A 7897-nucleotide genomic window follows, 5' to 3' on the forward strand; every position below is an offset into this window, starting at 1 on the left:
AAGAGCCGCCCGGTTCAATCCCGAACGGCTATCCTCATTTCGCGTTGATACCATAGTAGCATGTCTATGACCAAACATCCTGCCATTATCCTTCCAAATGTCTGCCACTTTCCTGCCATTTTTACGCCGACTCATCTTCGACGTAGACCTCCAACTTCAGCATCAAGGCGAGCTTGTAAAACGCCCTTGCTTTGATACGGTAGTATTTCCTTTCACTCAGGTTCAGCTCCGGCCAGACAGCATAATTCACGACGTCGTCGTCTTCTAGATACCGTTTCTTGATGATTTTCTTTTCCAACGGCCCCAGTCGGTCAACTGCTGCTGTCACACGTCGTACATGCTCACGCCGGCGCCGCTCCTCATCCACGTTCTTTTGAGCTGTGGTCTCTATGCTGCTATGAAAGGCGTTTGTTTGGCTTGCAGGGGACATGCTGTATGCCGGCGTCGTCTTCGCTTCTATTTCTAGATGATACCCGATCTGCATGTACAGTCGGCAGGTTTCCAGGGCTACCTCTTCTCGGTCTCGAGTAGGTTCCCTGTCGATCTAAGGCAGGTTAAAGCGAAGTTGCTCCTCTTTTTTATGTGTGCTCATCTTCCGAATCCCCCTTTTCAGGTCGGCCATGGTATTATTTTCTTAGACAGATTTTCCATGGCTCCCGGAAGGGGACTTTTGTTTTTTCTTAGATTGTTAAGTATGCCTCATAATTTTCATTTCGTTTCTCATAGTCAATAGCCCTTCACAAAAAATCACAATCCCCCATATACTACTAAAAATGTTGATGAGGAGTTGTGAAGTCGGAGGAATTTATCCGACATTTAAATTCAATTACCGATATTAACGTACTAGAAACTATGAGAGAACAGTTGACATCGAGATTCCCTGCAACTGATTTAAATTGGCGAAATCGATTGAAGATGTACAAACAGATTGAAATGATAATCGAACGAATCATGTTTCTGGAAAAATCACCCTAATTGTGAAGAGCGTAATTGGTTCCGCCTGCATATACTGATCACAGTTCTTCAGCGAAATTTGTACCTTTCAGTCCTTCCTCTTACGGAAGGATTTTTTTTTACAGGAGAAAATGGTATGCGCAGGACGGTAATGGAATCCTATTTCTTCAATTCGCGTTTTTCAGAAACAATTGCCAAAGGGGTCAAATCAACCCTCACGACTGCATTCCCAACGAGAAAATCCTCCTCGAATCACCGTTTTGTCAGGCAGTAATCTGCTTAGAAAAAGTCCCCATTGAATTGACACTCTCCACGGCTAAAGCGTGGGATTCTTGGGAGCACTCCTGTCCCTAGGGAGTTCTGCCTTGCGGCACCAAGCGATTTCCGTGTATCCCACGGTTGATTCCACTTAGGCTGACGTTCGGAGAAGGTGCAAGCCTTACCATAAAAAGTTTTTTGCGTCGGTAATGGCGCCAATTCTTCCATTCACCGCCGGCCAGGATAAGTGCCGGGCGCACCCTATTTTTCCACTGTAGCCGCTGCATATTGCTACCGGCCGGATCGTCCGGAACACCCGTATTTTGTCAGAAGCCGCTTAATTTCTTTCAGTAGTCGGTCCCCACGCGTCTTGATTCGGAGTACATTCTCCAGAAGGAACAGCGCTGGAAGATCGTCTTGAAATGCTTCCAGGCATAGTTGCATCCCCCTGACTGTCAACTAATTGAGGGCCTGATACTTCTTCGTTTTCTCTGACTTCTCGGCAGCAGACCTGAGAAGCCATAACATGGTAGGCCAGTGAAAACGACACCCGAAGACTACCCGCCCGTAGCTCCCCAGATGTCGTCAGTGGACGCCTCCCGCCATTCCGTCGGCGTCTCTTGGCCGTGAAAGTCGATTTACTGCTGGTAAAAGGCGCTTGCATGTCTGCCTCCCCTCTCTTCACTTCGCCCGCTCATAGGTCACGTCTTCAAACATTCTTTCAGGAGATATACGCAGTCGGCCTCTTTGTGCTCGTGCCTTGGTTCGAACTATCTCAGGATGGCTTTGATGTGTTTAAGCGCCTTGCCAGTATCAATCCCCTCTTTCGGCATCCATTTGCAGCTCTTCAATCCGCAGAAAAACCATGTTGAAATGAGCTTGTTCCATTTTTTTCGGCCCTCCCTGAATTCTTCAGGGATTTCGTTGTATGTCGGCAACAACTCCATGGCCCAGCCACCAAAAACTATGTCCAAGTCGGTGACTTCTTGTACCTGAATCTTGATTCCATTCACTGTCTTTCCTCCTAGCTTGTATTGTGGTATGCTCCGCTCATAGGAGCGTGATCCTATGGAAAAGTCCTTTTACTATCCAGTCCACTGGCAAGAGGTCAGCTACCTTCGTGAGGCCTTGGCCGCTATGGACATCCCGTTTGTGATCGAGCAGGACGACCGTCTTGAACTGGCCCCCAGCGAAGTCGCGTTTGTGTTCCCGGACATACCGGTTCGACTGTACCGCCACGTCTTTGAGTTGTTCGGCACTGCTGGCCGGCGGTATCCAAGTTAACTCCCCTTTCTTGTAATGAGTGGTTATCCAAACTTTACAAGCGCTATGAAAAATCAACAGCCCTTCTCTCCACCCAGTCAGGAAGATTCGGGGCTGTCTTGTTCAGTCCGTTTAACTGAATGTCCTCAACAATTCGTTTGGTTAACCGAGTATGACGCGCCACAATCTTGTTATTCTTGATCGCAATCTGCAGGGCTTTTTTGGTTCCCACCAAGACTACTTTGGATTCGGCTCGGGTGATTCCGGTGTAAATGAGATTTCTCGCAAGCATGATGTAATGACTGGTCGATACCGGTATGATGACGATGGGAGCCTGCCCTCCCTGCGACTTGTGTATGGTGATACTATAGGCCAGTTGAAGTTCATGTAATTCTTCCTTTGTGTATGTCACCACTTGGCCGTTGATCGTGCAGTACAGACCTTTCTCTTCTGTTACTTGTCCTTCTTTGTCCAGCAGGTAATCAATCCGATCAATCGTGCCGATATCGCCGTTGAAAACCTCTTTCGCATAGTTGTTTTTGGTCTGTATAATCTTGTCCCCGACTCGAAAAATTGTTTTCCCGACCACTATTTCTTCTTTATGGGGGGCAGAGGGATTGAGAGTTTCCTGGAGCACACGATTCAGCTCTTCCGTTCCGATCGGCCCCTTTTTCATGGGACTGAGAACAAGAATATCAGCAGGGGTGTATCCCAACTGCGTAAACCTTACCACACTGTTCCGGATCGTCGCAGCGATCTCTTCTGGCTTTTCCCGCTGGATGAAGTAAAAGTCTTGTTTCACTGGATCAATGACAATCGACTCGCCTTTATTGATCCGGTGAGCATTGGTGACGATTTGGCTGTTTTGAGCCTGCCGGAAGACTTCCGTAAGCCGCACATGCGGAACGCCGGCGTCCAACATGTCTTTCAGTACATTTCCTGGATTCACGGAAGGGAGCTGATCCTGGTCCCCTACCAGTAGTACTTTCGTTTTGTTCGGGTTGATCGCTCTAAACAACAGATCGGCCAACTGAATGTCCATCATGGAAATTTCATCGACAATGAGTAAATCTGCTTCAAGCGGATTGCTCTCGTTGAATTCGGGCTCTTCGCCCGGCCGGAAGTTAATGAGTCTGTGAATGGTAGCTGCATCCAGTCCGGTTACCTCCGTAAGTTTACGGCTGGCCCGTCCTGTCGGCGCCGCTAGTGCAATCCTTGCCACTGGGTTAAGCCTTTGATACACATCAATGACTGCTTTCACACTGGCCGTTTTGCCACATCCTGGACCACCGGTTAAGATCAACAGGTTTTCCATGAACAGCTTACGGATCGCTTCGCGTTGCCCTTCCGCCAATACCATTTTGGAACGAACCTGGTAATCTTTGATGGCAGCATCGATGGCAGCCATGTTTACATTGTTACTGCCGCTGCGCATAAATTTGAGTAAGCGTTGGGCCAGTCTCTTTTCGGAGCGATACAAAAAAGGAGGATATATTCCCCCTTCCTCTATGATGACGCGACCGTTTTCCTCTAGCTGAAAGATCCCCTGTTCTACTTCTTCCCGCGTAATGTATACGTCCGTGTTGTGGTTGAGAACCTTTAGAACCTCATCGATCAGCTCTGCTTCTGGGATGAAGCAATGACCAAAATCGAAGCACATCTTTTTCAGAACATAATCCACACAGGATTCAATCCGGAACATCGAATTGGGCATGATGCCCATCCTTTTAGCGATCTCGTCCGCCTTCAGAAAGCCAATGAGATCCAATTTGGTAAGTTGATACGGATTCCGCTTGATAATATCCAGCGTGTTGGAGCCAAACTCTTTATAGGCTTTCACGACAATATTTGTGCTGATACCGTACTTCGACAGCTCCATCATGATCTGTTGAACTTCAAACGAGGACCGGACACTGGTGACAATAGAAGAAGCCTTTTGCTGACCAATCCCACGGATAGGCAGTAAACAGGCTTCTCCTTCTTTCATGATAATATCTAATGCATGCTCACCCAGGGCATCAACAATCTGTTTGGCTCTTTTCTCTCCGCAACCTTTCACCAGGGACGAAGAGAGGAAAGCAACTACCTGTTCCTTGCTTTTCGGAATCGGGCGTTCCCAACGTTCAACACGGTACTGATCTCCAAATTGTGGATGTTTGAACCATTCGCCGTATACTGTGATCTTCTCGTTTGGCTCAACCCCATAGATAGTTCCCGTGATCGTAATTTCTTTCCCATCGTTTTGCTTGAGAATAGCTACAATGAAGTCGTTGTTTGGTTGCCGATACTTATAACGGACCAATGTTCCGGTTATACCGTCCAAAAGTTGCACCTCCTCATCTTCCCCAATAAAACATAATAATCACAGTAACAAGCCAAAGGATGCTAACAATTATTTTCGCTGGTTTAAAGGAGTCCAATGTTATTTCCTCCACTGTTTTTACCCCGAAAAAGCTGTACAGATTAAACAATGTCAGGAGAATATCCAACAAGCTGATGAAACGTTGTCTACAGGGTAATTTAACTCGCATCTGAACTATTATTGAGCGATAATGCTAATGTTTGTTTTGTCCGCCGATGAACGAGCAGCCACATATCGGGCAGCTTTTTGCTTATAAGCCATTCCTTCGGATTAAGGTCGCGGCTAAGAAGTACGAGTTTTTGCGTCCGTGTCAGGTTTTTACCGTTTTTCAATGTCTCAACTCCTTCTTCTCACTTCCACCGTTAAGCCACTGAGCCTTGATGTTTCATCTCTTCTTCAATGAGTACCGGCAGCCATTTGATCATCCACTCCGTTGGGATGAACACGTTAGGGTGGATCGCCTGGGGCAAGTGTCGTTTGATCAAATCAAGAACAAAGTCGTAAGAAAGAGAAAGAACCCGCTTGGATTTTCGCCCGATCTCCTTTTCTTCTATTCTCTGCCCAATCGAACTCACCTTTTGTTTGAAGCGATCCACCAACTCCTTGAAAGACACACGCTTACGAACCACTTTTTCAGCTTTGGTATCTTCAGCTTCAGCCTGAATTTCAATCACCTGAACAGTGTTAGTCTCATCTTCAGGCAACACCAGGCGAATCTCCGGTTCCAATTCTGCCCCAAGGTTACGAGCCATGCGTTCAATCTCTTCCTGAGAAGTAAACAGCCGTTGTTGAATCTGCTGCCACTTCCGAACCAACCCGATCACAAAGGGGATCCCGCTTGTCAGAACGCAATACAGCTTCTCCAGTTGATCGGTGGTCCAATTCATCAGATCGGCACCGATAAACAGGTAGCTTTTCACCCCCTTTTCATAGCTATATTTGACGCGGTTCGAAACCTGAGAGACCCCCTTCCGGAAGTGACATACAACCACATCCTTCAGGAACGCGTATGTATCATCGGCCTCAACCAGCATTTCGATTTTCTTCTTGAGAAGATCCATGACATTGTGTTCCCGACCGCTTAAAACCATCAGCTCAACGTATTGCATAGCGATCCCTCCTCACTCTTTTTCCGAATCTGACCACTAACAAATGGACAAGAGCCTTTTGATCGTGTCCTTTTGTTACTACTCAGTTTCAAAATGGTAAGAAAAACGATAGGGAAGACTGACTTCCCCTGAGTAAAGACTATTTTTTTGAATCTGTGCGTAAGGTTTCGGCTTCTTTCAAGCCAGGCTCCGTAAGCAAAAAGGGTGACGAGAAGTCTGTTTCCTTCGAATTGGATTGAGCATTTTGCAGTTCAGTTAATGCCTCCTCTACCAAAGAACGTTCCATATGGATCTCCCTCCTCGGATACAGATCTGAAGTAAATTAACGAGCATCGTACTCCACCGTGTAGCATGAGAAACACGTAAAGTGGAGATAATTAAAATCAATGAGTAGGAAAAAGCAGGAATAGAACTGAGAATAAGAACCCGTTAGAATATTCAAAAAGGTTATTAGTCAAGCGGATTCTTCTCTCACCGATGCTTTATCTGTCTGGGAGTCTTGAGCAGGCTGAACAATAGGTGCTTCGAGAACAACCTTTAGTGCTTGAACCATACGTTTCATGTCCGGCTCGAACTCACGGTGAACTACGATACCTTTGGGGGAATTGATCATGGTTGGCCTCCTTAAGCCGGTTGTTGCCCTTCTGTCTTGTTATTCAAAACAGAAGGATTAAAAAAAATCTCCCCTAACGGCTCATTTAAAGCATCAGATATTCTTCTCATGGTCTCAGCACTAGGGCAATACCTACCAGTTTCAATTTGCGAAAGTGATGTACGCTCCATCCCAATTGCATTGGCCAATTCCTGTTGAGTGATCCTTTTAAGCTTTCTGATCTTTGCAATGTTATTACCCAATATTGGCTTTTTCATAATTTATCACCGCCTAATGTTTTGAGTTTCTAAACAAACAATAAAGCAATTTGTTTTGGATGTCAACACATGTTTTGAAATTCTTAACATCTTTTTGGTGCTCGTTGTGTTTTGTAATACACAACATCTAAAATGAACATAGGTGATATTTATGAAAGATACGGTCGAGTTTGGAAGAAAGATTAGAGAATTAAGGTTAAAAAATGATTACTCCCTTAGGGACCTTGAGGCTAAATCTGGTGTGAGTTATTCATTCATAAGTTCCATAGAAAAAGGGCGATTCAGCCCTTCGAGGGATACAGTGATCGCACTGGCTAAAGCATTAAAAGGTTCAAATAAAAACGAGTTACTATTACTCGCAGGGTTTGCTCCAGAAGATCCCAATGAAGACATCACATTTTCTTCTGGTAAGAAAGAACGGCCTTTAACTGAACTCGAGAACCTCTTTTTCTACGAGTTGGATAAATTGAGTGAGGAAGATAAGAAAAAGGCTTTAGAACACGTAAGATATTTGAGGTATTTGGCAGAGAAAGCGAATAATAAGGATTGACAACGAGACACTCATTGATGTGACTCGTTGTTTATTTATGGAGGAAGATTTTTGATGGGGAAATATGGACAAGTGTCAACTGCAAATGAAAATTCCCCATTATCTGCACTCGAATTTTCCCTATATTATAGGCAATAGATTTGTCTGAATGATGCCCCCTCTAAGGGGGGCGGGTGGCAACCAAAATTCCGTTTATTCTGTTTTATCTTCGGTTGACTCGGGTCGAAAGAAACCTGCTTTTTTCTTCTCCTTTATGCGATAACTTTCCCCTTTAATGTTGATCGTGTGGGAGTGATGCAATAATCGATCAAGGATGGCTGTAGCAAGTACTGTATCCCCAAATATCTCTCCCCACGAACCATAGGATTTGTTCGAAGTAAGGATAATTGAGCCGGATTCATAACGTTCTGATACAATTTGAAAGAAAAAGTGAGCTGCGGTTTCATCCATTTTGCGATATCCAATTTCATCAATGATGAGTACATTCGGTTTTATAAATGCTCGCATTTTTTGTTTGATGCTATTGTTTTG

At 45.2% G+C, this 7897-nt stretch carries 11 protein-coding genes; 2 read left to right on the forward strand and 9 right to left on the reverse strand.

Annotation, left to right across the window (positions count from 1 at the left end; genetic code table 11):
* Window positions 1-121: 121 nt before the first annotated feature.
* Window positions 122-544 (reverse strand): ArpU family phage packaging/lysis transcriptional regulator, encoded by a 423-nt coding sequence (locus FOI68_RS21885; RefSeq protein WP_304488791.1) that lies wholly within the window; start codon window positions 542-544, stop codon window positions 122-124.
* Window positions 545-1982: 1438 nt separating this feature from the next.
* Window positions 1983-2225, reverse strand: coding sequence for a hypothetical protein (locus FOI68_RS21890; protein ID WP_143864314.1), 243 nt, complete (start codon window positions 2223-2225; stop codon window positions 1983-1985).
* Window positions 2226-2280: 55 nt separating this feature from the next.
* Here FOI68_RS21890 and FOI68_RS21895 point away from each other — a divergent pair, with 55 nt between their 5' ends.
* On the forward strand, window positions 2281-2496 hold the full coding sequence (locus FOI68_RS21895; protein WP_143864315.1) for a hypothetical protein: 216 nt from the start codon (window positions 2281-2283) through the stop codon (window positions 2494-2496).
* Between the two features lie 43 nt (window positions 2497-2539).
* Here FOI68_RS21895 and recD2 read toward each other — a convergent pair whose 3' ends face one another.
* From recD2 to FOI68_RS21910, 6 genes are all read right to left on the reverse strand, one after another.
* A complete protein-coding gene (recD2, locus tag FOI68_RS21900) occupies window positions 2540-4798 on the reverse strand; it encodes an SF1B family DNA helicase RecD2 (RefSeq protein ID WP_185974015.1) in 2259 nt (752 codons plus the stop codon).
* Between the two features lie 197 nt (window positions 4799-4995).
* Window positions 4996-5169 (reverse strand): DUF6906 family protein, encoded by a 174-nt coding sequence (locus FOI68_RS24385; protein ID WP_483296174.1) that lies wholly within the window; start codon window positions 5167-5169, stop codon window positions 4996-4998.
* Window positions 5170-5199: 30 nt separating this feature from the next.
* A complete protein-coding gene (locus tag FOI68_RS21905; protein ID WP_143864317.1) occupies window positions 5200-5946 on the reverse strand; it encodes a hypothetical protein in 747 nt (248 codons plus the stop codon).
* Between the two features lie 139 nt (window positions 5947-6085).
* Window positions 6086-6232 carry a hypothetical protein gene (locus FOI68_RS23650; RefSeq protein ID WP_185974016.1) on the reverse strand — a complete coding sequence of 49 codons (147 nt, stop codon included), beginning with the start codon at window positions 6230-6232 and terminating at the stop codon, window positions 6086-6088.
* Window positions 6233-6400: 168 nt separating this feature from the next.
* Window positions 6401-6559 carry a hypothetical protein gene (locus FOI68_RS23655; RefSeq protein WP_185974017.1) on the reverse strand — a complete coding sequence of 53 codons (159 nt, stop codon included), beginning with the start codon at window positions 6557-6559 and terminating at the stop codon, window positions 6401-6403.
* Between the two features lie 11 nt (window positions 6560-6570).
* Window positions 6571-6816: a helix-turn-helix transcriptional regulator gene (locus tag FOI68_RS21910; protein ID WP_143864318.1), complete on the reverse strand. Its 246-nt coding sequence runs from the start codon at window positions 6814-6816 to the stop codon at window positions 6571-6573.
* Window positions 6817-6967: 151 nt separating this feature from the next.
* Here FOI68_RS21910 and FOI68_RS21915 point away from each other — a divergent pair, with 151 nt between their 5' ends.
* Window positions 6968-7366, forward strand: coding sequence for a helix-turn-helix domain-containing protein (locus tag FOI68_RS21915; protein ID WP_143864319.1), 399 nt, complete (start codon window positions 6968-6970; stop codon window positions 7364-7366).
* Window positions 7367-7558: 192 nt separating this feature from the next.
* Here the strand turns inward: FOI68_RS21915 and FOI68_RS21920 are convergent.
* Window positions 7559-7897: ATP-binding protein (locus FOI68_RS21920; RefSeq protein ID WP_185974018.1), on the reverse strand; the 339-nt coding region annotated here is incomplete at its 5' end.

Source organism: Brevibacillus sp. LEMMJ03, assembly GCF_007197875.1.
Taxonomy (GTDB): Bacteria; Bacillota; Bacilli; order Brevibacillales; family Brevibacillaceae; genus Brevibacillus; species Brevibacillus thermoruber.